Source organism: Methylomonas sp. MK1 (genome assembly GCF_000365425.1).
Taxonomy (GTDB): Bacteria; Pseudomonadota; Gammaproteobacteria; order Methylococcales; family Methylomonadaceae; genus Methylomonas.
This window is the reverse complement of the sequence record NZ_AQOV01000002.1, coordinates 1,115,876-1,130,205: the sequence shown is the minus strand read 5'-3', so window position 1 is coordinate 1,130,205 and position 14,330 is coordinate 1,115,876. Positions and strand designations below refer to the sequence as shown.

General features: G+C 53.4%; 11 protein-coding genes. 7 read left to right on the top strand and 4 right to left on the bottom strand.

Annotated elements, in window-relative coordinates; all coding sequences use genetic code 11:
* Positions 1-59 precede the first annotated feature (59 nt).
* The 3 genes from G006_RS29245 to G006_RS0121940 all read right to left on the bottom strand — a co-directional run bounded on the left by G006_RS29245 (position 60) and on the right by G006_RS0121940 (position 3,650).
* Positions 60-788, bottom strand: coding sequence for a VPLPA-CTERM sorting domain-containing protein (locus tag G006_RS29245; protein ID WP_020485376.1), 729 nt, complete (start codon positions 786-788; stop codon positions 60-62).
* A gap of 458 nt (positions 789-1,246) precedes the next feature.
* Positions 1,247-2,749 (bottom strand): hypothetical protein, encoded by a 1,503-nt coding sequence (locus G006_RS0121945; RefSeq protein WP_020485375.1) that lies wholly within the window; start codon positions 2,747-2,749, stop codon positions 1,247-1,249.
* A gap of 499 nt (positions 2,750-3,248) precedes the next feature.
* The gene (locus G006_RS0121940) at positions 3,249-3,650 is read right to left on the bottom strand and encodes a hypothetical protein (RefSeq protein WP_020485374.1); all 402 of its coding nucleotides are present in this window, start codon (positions 3,648-3,650) and stop codon (positions 3,249-3,251) included.
* A 331-nt stretch (positions 3,651-3,981) separates the two neighbouring features.
* On the opposite strand from G006_RS0121940, the gene G006_RS0121935 reads away from it, so the two are divergent.
* From G006_RS0121935 to G006_RS28510, 7 genes are all read left to right on the top strand, one after another.
* Positions 3,982-4,368, top strand: a complete 387-nt coding sequence (locus G006_RS0121935; protein ID WP_026147224.1) for a hypothetical protein — start codon at positions 3,982-3,984, stop codon at positions 4,366-4,368.
* 433 nt (positions 4,369-4,801) lie between these two features.
* Positions 4,802-6,697: an ATP-dependent zinc metalloprotease FtsH gene (ftsH, locus tag G006_RS0121925; protein ID WP_020485371.1), complete on the top strand. Its 1,896-nt coding sequence runs from the start codon at positions 4,802-4,804 to the stop codon at positions 6,695-6,697.
* Between the two features lie 238 nt (positions 6,698-6,935).
* Complete coding sequence (locus G006_RS0121920; protein ID WP_235048897.1) at positions 6,936-8,450, top strand: TolC family protein; 1,515 nt, start codon at positions 6,936-6,938, stop codon at positions 8,448-8,450.
* A 143-nt stretch (positions 8,451-8,593) separates the two neighbouring features.
* Positions 8,594-9,064, top strand: a complete 471-nt coding sequence (locus G006_RS0121915; protein ID WP_020485369.1) for a MarR family winged helix-turn-helix transcriptional regulator — start codon at positions 8,594-8,596, stop codon at positions 9,062-9,064.
* 178 nt (positions 9,065-9,242) lie between these two features.
* The gene (locus G006_RS0121910; protein ID WP_152428993.1) at positions 9,243-9,506 is read left to right on the top strand and encodes a YtcA family lipoprotein; all 264 of its coding nucleotides are present in this window, start codon (positions 9,243-9,245) and stop codon (positions 9,504-9,506) included.
* Between the two features lie 15 nt (positions 9,507-9,521).
* Positions 9,522-10,676 carry an efflux RND transporter periplasmic adaptor subunit gene (locus tag G006_RS0121905; protein ID WP_020485367.1) on the top strand — a complete coding sequence of 385 codons (1,155 nt, stop codon included), beginning with the start codon at positions 9,522-9,524 and terminating at the stop codon, positions 10,674-10,676.
* Entirely contained in the window at positions 10,673-12,946 is a 2,274-nt protein-coding gene (locus tag G006_RS28510) for an FUSC family protein (protein ID WP_020485366.1), read from the top strand. The genes G006_RS0121905 and G006_RS28510 overlap by 4 nt, the downstream gene beginning before the upstream one ends.
* Positions 12,947-13,139: 193 nt before the next feature.
* Here G006_RS28510 and G006_RS0121895 read toward each other — a convergent pair whose 3' ends face one another.
* Positions 13,140-14,249 carry a HupE/UreJ family protein gene (locus G006_RS0121895; protein ID WP_020485365.1) on the bottom strand — a complete coding sequence of 370 codons (1,110 nt, stop codon included), beginning with the start codon at positions 14,247-14,249 and terminating at the stop codon, positions 13,140-13,142.
* Positions 14,250-14,330 lie beyond the last annotated feature (81 nt).

Genomic DNA, 14,330 nt, shown 5'->3' with positions numbered 1-14,330 from the left:
TGGTGCGATACCAGACCGTAAAACAGCGGGAAGCCGAAGCTTCCCGCTGCTAACCAAGGTCAAACCGCAACTATCTTACGCCGCCCTACCGCCGCCAATCCGGCCAGCGCACTGCCGAATAACCAAACGGCGCCGGGAACCGGCACTTGCGAGACGGTGATGGTATTGCCAGCCAGAGAAAAATTCAGGGTATCGGAGCTCAAGGTAAGCCGATAGTCGCCGTGATCGCGGGCGGCAAGCCCGGTCGGTAAGGTCAAGTTATCGTTAGTATTGATACCCGCGACGGCTTCACTGGTCGATAAGGTGTAATCGGCCACCAGATATAAATAATTACCGGCCTGCAAGGTTACGTTAAATGCCGGATCGCGCAAGAAAAGGGAACCGTCCGCCGAACCGTCGGTGTTAGTCAAAATCGGCTGATTGCTGCTATCGGGGCAGTGATTGCCGTCGGAATCGTCGCAACGCGCCAACATATCGCCGGCATCCAGCAAGCCGTCATCGCGGTAGATATAAGTATCCGGATCCAGAAATGTAATTTCACCGTCGTTGTTAAGGTCGATTTCCTGGTAACCGGCGGTGGATGTTTGCTTTTGAGTGGCCTCATAAGCCAACACATCGACTTTGAAAGTACCGCCGCTAAGCATATTGATTTTCCAAGTATCGTAAGTAGTGCCGCCGCTTACTTTATAAATGGTTCCTGACACTTCCAGAGTATTTGCTTGGGCCTCGGCAATGAACGCATACCCCGCCAATCCGGCGATACCAATTGATTTTATTAGTTTATTCACGATTACAACCTTTATGTTGATTGAAATTAGAGCGCATTGGGAACTTGATTTTCAGGGCCTCTAAAAATTCGTCATTCCCGCGTATTCGGAAGCGGTTAATCCGCGCAGCGGGTCCAGTTTGCAAAGTCAGCGACAGAACCGAATATGAATGATTGGAAGTCCCAAATCGTGTTAGCCGTTTCTACGCCTACGGCTAAGCACGCTGATCCACATACAACATTCAGACCACAAAACATTTTTCTTTAAATACAGAAAGATACGTAGATGGCGAGTGGTAATGCGCGGGGAATTTTCCGTGAAATAACTCATGTGCAAAGTTATTTGCCACAACTTATGCCCCTTGGGTATCTGAATAGGCTGAAGAGAGGGAGCGCAACCGCTGATACAAAGTGTTGATTACGCTCGCAATCAGCGCGCTGAAGCGCTGATGAAAACTGCTTGCCCAGAGTTTCCTTAAATCAGCATACTTGAGTGTTCCACCGTTTCCCGCGAACCAGCCAGCCAAGCCCGCCGAGCGCGGAAAAGAACAAGTAAAATGTGCCCGGCAACGGAACCGGTGCCGATTGCAGCGGACTCATATGCCAGGCCAATGCGTAATCCCAGTTGAACGGACTGGCTTCACCGGACTTGACCCGTAATTCGTAGTGATGACCGGTGACCAGACTAAGCCACAGGTTCTCGCTGTTGTCGGCGCTGCTCGCCGAGAACGCGGCGATGTTTTGTGCCGTGCTATCGAACAACTCCAGATTCAGGTCGTGCAAAGTGCTTGTCAGATTCAGGTCGTTCGATACCCCAAGATTCCATACCAAAGACGCCTGCAAATTCATATCCGTCGCGGCGGCGAACTTATATGTCGCCAGACTATTGCTAGCCAAGCCGCCAAACTCGGTATCCACGTCGAATCCGGCCAAGCCGATGCCGTTCTGGGCACCGCCATCTTCCAGGCTATCTTGTTCGCCGCTGGCGATGATTTGGTAACTATGCAAAATATTCAGTTGGCCGGCCCCGAATCTATCGTCCAGGCCGTTCAGCGTTTGATGGCCGCTGATGCGGTAATCGACGATATTATCCGTGGTTGAAGTATTCTGCGTCGCTCTGTCGGCGCCCGCCAGCAGCGCGGCTTTAACGGTTTCGGCGCGTTCGGCGTTGTAAACCGTTCCCACGCCTTCAATATCAATAGATCCCTGCGATAGATTGGCCGCGCCCTTGTGGCCGGTCTCAACTAATAACGCGGCAGCAGCGGCTACTATGGGTGTGGCTCCGCTGGTGGTGGTTTGCGGCGCGACTACATCGGGACGCGTCCGTCCCGCTATATACAAAGAATCCACCGCATCGGATCCCCTATCTTGTCTGCCATCGGTACGACCCACCGCAATCGCGTTGTAAGCACTACCCAATAAGGGTGAGTCGCTAAGGCCGTTGTGCATACCAACCACTTGGATGAATTCGTTGCGCTGCACCTGTCGATCAACAAGGCGCAGAATCATCGCCGTTTCCGGCACGGTGTCGCCTTTGCCGACCCAGCTATGGTTTGCAATCCGACTGGCGTTGACAGGAGCCAAGGCAGCTGGACTAATGAGACTTTCGATCCAGGCGTTGGCATCATAACTGGCGATATTGTTTATGCCGTGAGCAATGGAATCCTTACCGTAAAACCTGGCACCGACACTGGTAGCATGTGCCGATGGCGAGGTACTGGCTTTTTTACCCGGGAAACTAAACGTCTTGCCGGCAAATTGGGCGTTAAGAATATCCGGCGCGTAGATGGGGTAATCAGGGTGATCTCTCGATTCCACTAAGGATGCTTCGGCTTGAACCACATTGACGCCCTCGCCGGTCGGAGTGTTTGCGCCCAATTGAGTTAGCAAGGCTTGATAGCCGATATCGGCTTTGTAATCGGCGGCAGCTGCGGATGCCAAAAACAACAATGGAAACAGATAAAACCCAGGCTTTTTAATCATTGTTATCACCTTTTTAATCTCTTGACGTGCGGTTATCTCTACCCAGCCGTTCCGGAAATTACCTCGCGGGTAACCTAGTAGTCCGGCTGGTGACAGCACCAGGATTGGGCATTACTCTGAACGCCTCTAACGTCCCAACACTGGATCTGTCGATTAATCGCAACTATAGACCAGATATCCAGTATTGCCGGATGCTCCTCCGTCGTTGAGTTTGGCGATAGGGAAGGTTTAGGCTCTGCATGCCCTATGGCGGTCCGTCCCGCACAGAGAATCTCATGCAGCAACCGGCTCCCGTCGGCGCGGGAGTTAGGATATTTGAGTCCCAGGTTAACAATCGGCAAGACAAAGGGAAAAGTGTTTCAAACATTTTTAGAAAGCAGTCATGCAGAGAACCCTGGGCATTCAAAAACCTTGCTAACTAGCGAGATTGCAGCCCCTGCGGGTTATTGGCCAGGGGCTTAGGTCGGTAAAAGCCTCGGGTGAACCGAGATTTACGCGATCAATGAATGCGAATCAGATACCCGTCGGTTTTTTCACAACCGGGTTTGCTGTGTGCGGTAATACTCAAGCGCGCGAAACCACCTTCTATAGGTCTATCCACTTTGCCCTTTACCTCTAAGCGGCCGCTAGGTTGTTGGGTAATTTGCAGTTGTTTAGCGGTGAATTGATATTTGGTCTCGCCTGCACTGACGTTAACCACAACCGAAGTTGGCGTGGTGTTGGCGGAAGCCATAAACGAAAACTCGCTAAACGATTGCAAATATTTATTGGTTGCCGGCTGAAACTCCGAAAACATCGGTTTATCGCAGTGCTGCGAACTCTGACTACTGCCGTAGGCATATGCACAAGTGCCGCTCAAACTCAACAAAGTGGCGGCGGCAATTTTTAATAGTGTGGTCATTATTTTCTCCGAGGCGTGGTTATAAGAGTAGTTATGCCCTTAGCTTACCAATAAAACACGGAATTGCTGGCGATCAATTCAATCCAGCACGTGCCTTCGTACCAATTCTCACCGTTACGATTATGCATATTCAATTAAAAAGTGTGATGAAAAACACACAAGTAGTTCTGATGGAAACAAATTAAGTTCTAATCAGAACCATAATCTGATAAACTCTACCCACACTAACAATTGAAACGAAGCTCTCGAAACATAAGTTCGTTTTGATCCTGAAGTGCCGAGGCCCAACCCTCTATCGATTTATTTTTTCTTGTTTACCGAGGTTAACATCATGATGTCACGCAAAGAATTCATAATTTTCTCTATAGCAATCTCCCTTATCAGTGCGCTGTGTTTTCCTGTCTCCGCGGCGACCTTTAGCCACGAAGAAGTAAGAGCCGCTCTGGAAAGCACCATTTCCAAAGTCAAAGCGTCCATCTCCGCGGTGGAAAACGGCGCGGACAAAGAAACCGTCGCCGAGCTGGTCAGCAATGCCAAACAACAGCAAAAAGACATCGAGAACAACGATCTCGAAGTCAAACGCCAACATGCCGGCAAACGTCTGAATACCGCATGGAAAGCAGCGCGCGGCGGCGATTTGCAATTGGCCGGGGAATCGTTGAAAGAAGCTTTGAGCCGCTATGAAGAAATGCACAAACTTTATGTTTCCAGCCACTAAGCCGTAAACACAGGCCGGTTCAGCCATGTATCAACGGACCGCATCGGTGCACAAAATAGGGGCGTTTTGTGTGCATATTGGACACAAGGCTTGAACATTACTGGGTCCAAGCCTTGTGTAAATGCTCCCTTTTACGACCTGCATTGTCGATAACGCCGGCATATTTGATGCGCGTGGCCGGCCTTGGACCTATGTTCCAAGCGTTTTCTTACCTCCGAAAAGAAAAACGTGACAGTTAACTCGTTCGCCAACTGGCGAAGCGGCGATGCAGGTCTTTTTATATCGAATTAATGGCGCAAAAATTGCTGATTTTCTTATGTCGAACCAGTGTTCTCTTCTCGCCTGGCTTGATGTGGAAAACGTCCGTGCACAAACCCAAGTCTTGCCTAAGCGTATTACTTGAACCTTGCATCCTAAACAGGAGATCGCAATCATGAAAAAGCTCTTAATCGCCCTGTCCATAACCGTTGGAATCGCTATCGCAATATTCGCGGCATTCAGTCCCCGCCTATCTGCTTACAACTCGCAAAACGACATTTCCTATTCCGATTTCATCAAGGATGTGCGCAGCAAGTCCGTGGCCGAAGTGGTGATAGACGGCAAATCTATCGATGGCCGCCGCCATAACGGCACGCGCTTTACCACATTCAATCCTGGCGATGCGCGGATCATAGACGACCTATTGGAGTATGACGTCAAGATCAAAGTCGAGCGGCCTGAGACCCAATCTACCCTAACGCAACTTTTATTCTCATGGGCTCCTACCTTGCTGTTGATCGGGGTATTGATCTATTTCATGCGTAAGCAACAACAGGGTGCCGGCGCGCAAAATGGCTTTGGTAAAAGCCGGGCCAAATTGATGACCGAAGATCAAGTCAAGGTGCGTTTCAACGATGTGGCCGGCGCCGAGGAAGCCAAACAGGACGTGGCGGAAATGGTCGACTTCCTGAAAGATCCGGGCAAATACGAAGCCTTGGGCGGTAAAATTCCGCGCGGCGTGTTGATGGTGGGCCCTCCCGGTACCGGTAAAACCTTATTGGCGCGGGCCATTGCCGGCGAGGCCGGGGTGCCGTTCTTCTCGATCTCGGGTTCCGATTTTGTGGAAATGTTTGTCGGCGTCGGCGCGTCCAGGGTGCGGGATATGTTTGAGCAAGCTAAAAAGCGCGCGCCCTGCATTATTTTTATCGATGAAATCGACGCAGTCGGCCGCCAGCGCAGTACTGGCGGCAACATTGGCGGCGGCGAAGAACGCGAACAAACCCTTAACCAATTATTGGTGGAGATGGACGGTTTTAGCGGCAACGAAGGCATCATTGTCATTGCAGCGACTAACCGTGTCGATGTGCTGGACAAGGCTTTGCTGAGACCGGGCCGCTTCGATCGCCAAGTGCAGATCGGCTTGCCGGACATCAAGGGCCGCGAACAAATTCTCAAAGTCCACGCCACCCGAGTGCCCTTGGCCGACGATGTTAACATCAACGATCTGGCGCGCGGCACACCCGGATTTTCAGGTGCGGAACTAGCCAATCTGATTAATGAAGGCGCCTTGTTCGCTGCCCGCAACAACCAAAGGGAAGTAACAATGCACGACCTGGACAGCGCCCGCGACAAAGCCATCATGGGCGCCGAGAAACGCACCATGATCATGAGTCGCGAGGATTTGCTGATGACTGCTTACCATGAAGCCGGCCACGCCATCGTCGGCCGCTTGATGCCGGAACACGACCCGGTTTATAAGGTCAGCATCATGCCGCGCGGCGGTGCTTTGGGCATCACCATGTTTCTGCCGGAACACGACCAATACAGTGCCTGCAAAGATAAACTGGAGGGCCAGATTTCCAGCCTGTTCGGCGGCCGGATTGCCGAAGCCTTAATTTACGGCAAAAACAAAGTCACCACCGGTGCCTCCAACGATATACAACGCGCCACTCAATTGGCGCGCAATATGGTCACCAAATGGGGCTTATCCGATCGTCTGGGCCCGATGGATTGCGGCGACAACGACAGCGGATTTATGGGCTCAACCAAACCGATGTCGGAGCAAATGGCGCGCCTGATCGATCATGAAATTAGACAAACCCTGGCAAATAACTATCGGCGCGCCGAAGCCATCCTCAAAGCCCATATGGATATTCTCCACAACATGGCGCAAGCCTTACTGGATTGGGAGACGCTGGATAAATATCAAATCGACGAATTGATGCAGGGCCGAAAGATCGCACCGCCCAAGGCTGTCGAGCCGGCAAAACGGCACTGGGACAACGGCAAATTGCCCAGGCCGACGGCTGAAACTGTACCTCCCATCGGCAAGATACCGGCTTTGTCCTAATCTCAAGACCGGATATATCTCCCACACTGCAAATTTCGGCACATCCGTTCCCTCGCCCTCCGGGTGAGGGAATCAAAAAAACCGAAATTTGAAGTGTGATGACTTGATAAAACAGTAACCGCATGAATCAACTGTTGCTCGCAGGCCCCGAATAAATGATAGAGTTCGGGGGCCAAAGAATAGATTAATAACTAGGGGATTTTTCCAAATTCGAGTGATTCGACTACCCAATAAACGCTTGAAAAAATTCGTTTCCAGCTCGGCAATATTGCCCTATTTAGCGCCAGCCTATCGCAACGCGGCGCTTGCGGCACTGACATTGTTGACAGCCTGCACCGTACCGAAGCCGGCGCCAATTGCGGAATATGATCCGCCAATCCCTGCCCGGCCGGCTTTGTCCAGGCACGCTTATCAAGCCCAAAACCGCCCGCCAGCGCCGGATACGTCCAGCTCTCCAACTGAAGATGCCGGAATCGATACCCAGCAAACCTACGATTTGCCGGCCTTGGTGGATTTGGCCCTGCACACGCATCCGGAAACGCGGATTAGCTGGGAGGAAGCAAAAGCCGCCGCCGCGCGCTTGGAAAGAAATCGCAGCAACTGGTATCCCACCCTGACGGCAATGGCATTCGGCCAGCATTTTACCAGTAGCTTCCCCATCCCCGGCAGCGCGCTGGTCAGCAACGGTTACGCGGCGTTTGCCAGTCTGGATTTAGCCTGGACCTTATTCGATTTCGGCCGCCGGGAAGCGCTGGTCGATGCCGGTGCACAGAGGCTGAGCGCGGCTAATTTTGCCTTCGACCGTAAACACCAGGAAATTGCCTATCGGGTGGCCAGCAGTTTTTTTGTTTATCAGGCCGCCTTGGCCAAGGTGACGGCGGCTCAGCACACCTATGAGTCAGCGAAAACCAACGCCGACTCGGTTCAAGCCAAACTCAAACAAGGCCTGGCCACCAAACCCGACTTGTTGCTGGCGCTGCAAGAGCAGGCAAAATCCAGTTATGACCTGCAAGATGCGCGCGGCTCGGTCACGCAGACCCGTGCCGATCTAACGACGAGCCTGGGAATATCGCCGGCTTACAGCCTGCAACTGGTCGACCTGAGCAAGCTACCGTTGCCCTCAGAACTGGCGCAATCGGTGGAAAAAATTGTCGATCAGGCCTTGGAGCAGCGTCCCGATTTACTGGCGCGCCTTGCCGAATTGCGTGCCCGCGAAGCGGACGTTAAAAAAGCCAGAGCGGAATTCTGGCCGAAAGTGTCGCTACGCGGCATGGTGGGTAATCAATACTGGGGCAATGTGCATACCAAGCCATCGGGCGGCGAAAGTTATTCCGCCAACACCATGGTCGATACGGCCATGTTAAATGTGGAATGGACCTTGTTCGACGGCTTTGAACGCAGCAATGCCGTACGGGAAGCCGAGGCCAAAAGGTCGGCGTCCCAAGCTCAACTTGAGGCCTTGCGCCTGGAAATCATGCGCGACATCTGGAAAGCCTATGCCGACACCAAAACCGCACTGGAAAAACGCGAGTTTGCCTTGGCTCTGTTGAAAGCCGCCGAGGAATCCTATGCCGCCACCCAGGAGTCTTACACGCACGGCTTTTCGACGGTAATCGAGCTGTTATCGGCGCAAAAGGATTTGGCGCGTGCCCGCTATACCGAAATCGATAGTCGAGCGACTTTATTACGTTCTGCCGCAACGCTGGTTTATGTGTCAGGCGAGCAAAATCCGGAAGTGTTGGATGAGCATTAAATGACTGTCTTTCATACTGTGGCCTCTAAGCATTTCTAGTTCAACACAGCAAATACCGGCTAAGCGATTCACCAGGTTTTTCTTGAGCGTGAATAAGCTTATAGCTATTATCGAATCCTAATTAGAACAATTATTTTTAGATTATGTCCTCCGACTCTACATTTCCGACCGTACTGCGCCAATTACTCCGCACCCACCAGGCCTTTTTGTCGTATGCGGCCAGGCACGTTCACCGGCTTGAATTAACCTTGCCGCAATACGATGTGATCATTACGCTGGGCAAAACCGCCGGCATGCAGCCCAAGAAACTTGGCGAGGAAACCTTGATTACCAAAGGCACGCTCACCGGTGTGGTCAGCCGCTTGGAGGACAAGGGCCTGGTGGAAAGGTCTGCCTCGAAAAAAGACGGTCGCAGCCAGATCATCCGCTTGACCGAGGCGGGCCGCGCGGTTTACGAACAAACTTTCCCCGAGCATCTGGCCCATATCGGCCGCCTGTTCGACAATTATGCGCCCGAGGAAATCTCGAAGCTGGAGGCGGATTTACAGAGGCTGCATGAAGCGGTCATCACCGCGCGCGGCAATCATATTGAACAAGTCGATGATGAATTCTAGCGAGTACCGAAATGTTCATACGTTTGAGGTGAAGCGCACAATGATCTCTGGGCATTTACTTAAGTGGGCCTCTAAAAATAAATACACCTCCTTCTCCCCCCGGGAGAAGGTTGGGATGAGGGAATTAAAATCAATTACTTACCCCCCTCACCCTAGCCCTCTCCCTGAGGGCGAGGGAATGTTTAGAGGTTCCCTTAAAATGTTTTTCCCGGCGAGTCTCTCGATTTTCCTGACCGCTTGCGATCCGATGTTGAGCCTGCAAGGTTCGTTCTGGCCGGCCTGGATCATCTGCATCCTCAGCGGGCTGGCGACCAGCATGCTGCTGATGTGGCAATTGGTGCACTACCGCCTGGCACCGCATTTGGGGCCACCGCTGCTGATCGCCCCCAGCCTGTGGGCTTTGTGCACCTTTAGCATCTGGCTGGTGTTTTATGCAGCATGAAAACGGCGGTACCTGATGGAAAACAGTCAAAACCATAGTCAAGGGTTAAGCCTGAAAAATCGGATGTTGCTGGGTCGGGTCATCGGCATAGCCATCGTGCTGGGTGCTGTGGCGACCGGCTCGCTGGTTTGGCATATCAACTATCAAAATCCGCGCACCAACGATGCGATGGTGCGGGCCAACATCGTCGGCATCGCCCCGGAAGTCAGCGGCCGCATCGTGGAATTGCATGTCGAAGACAATCAATATGTCAAACAGGGCGATTTGCTGTACGTGATCGACCCGCGCCCCTATCAGGCCAGATTGGACAAAGCCAAGGCCGAATTGCTGCTCGCGGAAAAAGATGTCGATTCCCGGCGTGCTTCCAGCGGTTCCGCAGAAATTGCCATCGAGCGTCTGGAACACCAGCGCGCCGCCGCCGACGCCGAAGTCAAAAAAATCGAGGCGGAAGACGAGTATCTGCATAATTATCTGGAGCGACTGGAACCCTTGGCGGATAAACAATATGTCACCACCGATCAGCTGAAACAGGCGCGATCGCGCTATGCGGCTTCGCGCGCCGAGTTGGCGGATGCGAAAGCTAAGGAGCAATCGGCCCGTAGCGCGATCGAGGAAGCCAAAAGCGACAGTCGCCGCGCCGTTTCGTTGATTGCCCAGGTCGGCGACGTCAATGCCCGCATCGAAGCGGCCAGAGCCATGGTTACCGCCGCCGAACTCGATCTGGAATATTGTTATGTGCGCGCGCCGTTTAACGCCTATGTCACCAATTTGAATACCCGCGAAGGCGAATACGCCAAGGCCGGCGCGCAAATGTTCGCTTTGGTGGATGATCGCCACTGGTATGTGATCGCCGACTTCAAGGAAACCTATTTGCGGTCGATCAAACCCGGCCAGGAAGCCGAAGTGTTTCTGGTCGCATATCCGGGCAAGCGCTATCCCGGCGTGGTGACCGGGATCGGCTGGGCCAATTCGCCCGACAATATCAAACAGCATGGCGTATTGCCGGAAGTTGAACGCACACTGAACTGGGTCATTCTGGCTTCGCGTTTTCCGGTACGGATCGAGATTAAAGAGCACGACCCCGAGCATCCGCTCCGTATGGGGATGACCGCCTTTGTTACGGTGCGGAAACCAACTGCCGACGCAGCCGATACAGCCCTGCCGCCATGACCATTGGCGACAGCCGGCCTGGTTTAAGCTCGCAGCCAAAACCCGGCCGGCTTTGGTTTGGCACCAGCCTGGGGCAATTTCTCAAAGCCGAACTCAAAGATTCGGCTGCGCGTCGTGTAGCCGCCCTGCGCTTGTTTGCCGTCACGCTGACTATTGCGCTCGTCAGCCAAACCCTGCATATCCCGCCCTTGGGAGCAATTTCCATATTGATTTGCTTAAGCTACGACGCCCACGCCAATGCCGGCCAATCCCTGGCGTTTGGAATGCGCCAGCTCGGCTATCTGATTGTGACGACTTTAGTGTCGGTATTGACGCTGATGTTGGCTGGCAACGACCCTTGGTTACTGCTGCCGCTGTCGTTCGTTATATTGGCTTTGTCCCTGTTTCACGCCCGCCTGATCGCCTGGCCCACGGGCATTGCTTTATGGTATTCGGTGGCAGTACTGTACAGCCCCAGCACGCCCGATGAAAATATTTACCATGCCTTATGGAATATCCCCATTATCGGCATACTCGCACTCGGAACATGGACGGCGGTGCATCTGACCATCAAACCGCAAGATCCTCTGAAACTGTTAAAAGTGGAGATCACCACACAATTGGCGGCGGTGGAATACATTTTCAGTGCGCGTTTGGCCGATGCGGGTGCGTATAGCCCCAGGCCGGAAGCAAACATGCACGCCGCTGCCGGCAGCCTCGGCAAGTTGCTGGGTTTGCTGGCCAACGCCGAATTGATCCATCCGGCGTTACACGAACGCCACCAGACTTATCGGGCGCTGCTGCTGGAAATAGACGGTTTGCGCCAGTTGGCGGATTGGCTTAATCAGGTGCTTGCGGCGGAATATAGAGCCCAGCCGTTGACGCCGGAAAAACTGCATGTCTATCGGGCTATGCAAAGCGCCTGCGCCAATTTGCGGCAAGGCGTGGTGGAATCACGCGATGTGTCCGCAGCCGTCACGCGCTTGTTAAGCGAGGAGGTGTTGCAAAGCTATGCCCGGGAATCAAATCCGTCGTTGTTAACCGCTTTGTGGCGGGCCTTGCAACGCATTGTCGGTTTGACACAGGCTTTACATCAACCTGTAGATGTGGCGGACAGTAAGGACATCGGCCAGGAATCCGACGATAACCCTGAACATAGCTGGCTGCCGGCCTGGCTTGCTTACGAGTATTGGGCAAGCCATGCCGACAGCGTGCAATTCGGCATTAAATTCTCGCTGGGGGCGATTCTATGCATGCTGATCGTGGAAAGCCTGGGCTGGCCCGACATCAACACCGCGATTCCTACCTGTCTGGTCGCAGCGCAAACCAGTCTCGGCGCCGACTACCGGCTCTCGCTGTTGCGGGTGTCGGGAGCCGCCGTCGGCGGGATCTGCGCTTATTTTTACGTATTGGTCTTTCAATCTCAGCTCGATACCATCGTCGGCTTTGCGCTGGCGACGACGCCATTTTGGGCGTTGGCAGCCTGGATTACCGCCGGCAGCGAACGCATCGCCTACCTGGGCCGACAACTTGGTTTTTCGTTTGCTTTGTTTGTGTTGCACGATTTCGGTCCAGTCACCGACCTATATCTGCCGCGCGACCGGGTCATAGGCATATTGCTCGGACTCATCGTGATGGGCGTTATCGATTACGCACTGTGGCCGCGGCGCTCGATTGCACTGGCCCGCCACCACAGCGTAGCGGCGTTGCGCACACTTGCCAGCTTCACCAAGCGCTTACCCGATGTCAGTCACCTGCTGACTTACACCTTACCCTTACGGCTATCGGCGGAAAAAGAGCTGGCCGCCGCTCAAGACTTGTTGGCACACGCGGTATTGGAACCCGATGCGCGCTTGGTCGAGAAAGTGCATGAACGAGCGGCGCTGCGGAATATTGTGAAGGACGCCGGCCATTTATCCGGCTTGCTGCAAGTCCGCAAACGCTATCGCTTACTCAGCGGCCAGCGCTTCAGCCACTTTCCTGATGAATTGCAACAGCTCAGCCGGGCGTTCGATGCCGAGCTGGCAACCGCCCTGGAATATGCCGCAAGACTTCTGCAAGGCGAACAAGCCGGCAACCGGATCGAGCTTGCCAATCATCAAGCACGTCTAAAGCAAAGTTATATCGATCATCATCGTATCGACAATCTGGCCGACGATTTGGCCGTCGAGTGGGAGCTACGCTTTATGCTGGACCAACAAATTGTGGAGCTGATAGCCCACATCGAAAAAGCAGTGCTGGCTGCCACGTCATATCCGCAGCAATCCGGCCCGGACCTTGATCTGCAATAAGGCCGCGCAGTGAATCCAATATAGCCGGCTCCCGCCTGCGCAGGAGCGACGATATTTACTAACCAGGCCTATTGATCACTGGCATTCCGTTGAGGTTGAGTGTGGCGAAGCCCAGGCTGGTGTGCCCTTAGACAGGCGAAGGGTAGTTAAGGGCCGGGTTAATAATCAGCAGCACCGATATACGCCAAGTTGCTCAAAATATGTTCATCTGAAAATCCAGACTTCGTTCCGCTAACCAAACCAAAGCCACGGCGACGATGGATGCTGAACCGGTTTTCATCACGACTAGCGGATAATAGCGATAGCGGCTAAAGCCGACTATCAACGGCAAAACCGCACCGACAATCGCCAACTGCCCTGCTTCCACACCCAAATTAAAGCCCAATAGCGGTAACAGCCGCTGCGTGTCCGGCAAGCCCATGTCCAACAACACACTGGCGATGCCCATGCCGTGGATCAAGCCGAAAGCAAAGGCAAACCAGGTGCGGCGTTTTACCAACACCGGATAAATATTGTTCAACGCTGCCAACACCACGGAGGCGGCAATGGCCGATTCTACCCAGCGGGACGGCAGACAGAGGTATTGCAACACCGTAAGGCTCAGGGTGAACGAATGTGCCAACGTGAAGGCGGTGACCACACCTAGCACATCGAAAAATACCGGTCTAAAGCCTGGTTTTGGCTGCCAAGCACCCCGCTCCCACGCCAAAGCAGCCGGCAGCAACAGACTTAACAAAAATAGAATATGGTCAAAACCGATCCAGATATGCCATAGCCCGGCGTAGCCGAATCGCGCCACGGTCCGCCACCCGGAATAATCAGCGTCCCGCACAAATTCGCTACGTTGGTGGTCAGGACTAAAGATCGCGGTATCGGTTTTAGCGGCATGAATGACGCTTATCAGCCCGCGATGCTGCGGGTCGAGATCGAAAAGCAAGCAATAGTCTATCGACAACGGCGTGGACGCAGACGGACAAGTCGCCCGGAAATTTAATACGGCGTAATGACCATCGCTGTGTTCGTCCACCCGTAAATCCCCTGCTTGCAGCGAACAGACTTGCTTAGCCGTCGTCATTTGCAAACGACTCAGCGCATAGGCATACACAACATCCCGACTATTTCGCAACTCCGCCCAGGTAATATTACCGTCGTCGTTTGCATCCAAACCCAAGGCGTAATCCAGGTCGCGCAAGGCAATATCCCATTGCCCGGAGATCTGCCACCCATCAACCTGCACCGTCATGTAACTATCGCTGGCCTTATGGGCAAAAACATTAAAACTTGCAGTCAGCAGCCAGACCATGATTAACCCGACCCAAATGATTCCGCGTATTCGGTTCGAGCTTAACCCGTCTAAGCTTGGTGGGGCCTGCCCTTCGACAGG

Coding starts and splice junctions, on each gene's coding strand:
- G006_RS0121945 (WP_020485375.1), bottom strand. CDS start 2,749: ATGATTAAAAAGCCTGGGTTTTATCTGTTTCCATTGTTGTTTTTGGCA.
- G006_RS0121940 (WP_020485374.1), bottom strand. CDS start 3,650: ATGACCACACTATTAAAAATTGCCGCCGCCACTTTGTTGAGTTTGAGC.
- G006_RS0121935 (WP_026147224.1), top strand. CDS start 3,982: ATGATGTCACGCAAAGAATTCATAATTTTCTCTATAGCAATCTCCCTT.
- ftsH (WP_020485371.1), top strand. CDS start 4,802: ATGAAAAAGCTCTTAATCGCCCTGTCCATAACCGTTGGAATCGCTATC.
- G006_RS0121915 (WP_020485369.1), top strand. CDS start 8,594: ATGTCCTCCGACTCTACATTTCCGACCGTACTGCGCCAATTACTCCGC.
- G006_RS0121910 (WP_152428993.1), top strand. CDS start 9,243: ATGTTTAGAGGTTCCCTTAAAATGTTTTTCCCGGCGAGTCTCTCGATT.
- G006_RS0121905 (WP_020485367.1), top strand. CDS start 9,522: ATGGAAAACAGTCAAAACCATAGTCAAGGGTTAAGCCTGAAAAATCGG.
- G006_RS28510 (WP_020485366.1), top strand. CDS start 10,673: ATGACCATTGGCGACAGCCGGCCTGGTTTAAGCTCGCAGCCAAAACCC.
- G006_RS0121895 (WP_020485365.1), bottom strand. CDS start 14,249: ATGGTCTGGCTGCTGACTGCAAGTTTTAATGTTTTTGCCCATAAGGCC.